The sequence below is a fragment of the Mesorhizobium sp. M8A.F.Ca.ET.207.01.1.1 genome (genome assembly GCF_004794715.1).
Classification (GTDB): domain Bacteria; phylum Pseudomonadota; class Alphaproteobacteria; order Rhizobiales; family Rhizobiaceae; genus Mesorhizobium.
Window position 1 is genome coordinate 1 of sequence record NZ_SRUS01000336.1, and the last position, 328, is coordinate 328.

The 328-nt window shown below is 55.5% G+C and carries 1 protein-coding gene; it reads right to left on the reverse strand.

Annotated features, from left to right (window positions below; all coding sequences use genetic code 11):
* Positions 1-328 (reverse strand): hypothetical protein (locus EN850_RS36725; protein ID WP_210238060.1); only part of this gene is annotated, 328 nt, incomplete at both ends.

Below are 328 nucleotides of genomic sequence, written 5' to 3' on the forward strand. Positions count from 1 at the left end.
CTGCTGGCTCTTCCAGTCGCCCTTTGAATTGAAAACGATGTTGGGCAGCATGTCCTTCAAATCTGCGCCGGTGCCACAGGTTTCAGCGACCAGGTACTTGGGCGAAACGGGCGTGCGCTGTGCAGCGGAAGGAAGACCGAAGTTGTTGACGATACCCTGCACCTGAACCAGCATCTCGCCATACTCCTTGATGGTCTGGTTCCAGTCCTGAAGCCACTGTGTATTTTCTCTGACGAACTGGGTCTTCTCCTGCACCTTGGACTGCAGGGTATTGAACTGGTTCCAGATGTGCTGCATCAGCGCTGGACCGGTTTCCTGCACCGGACCA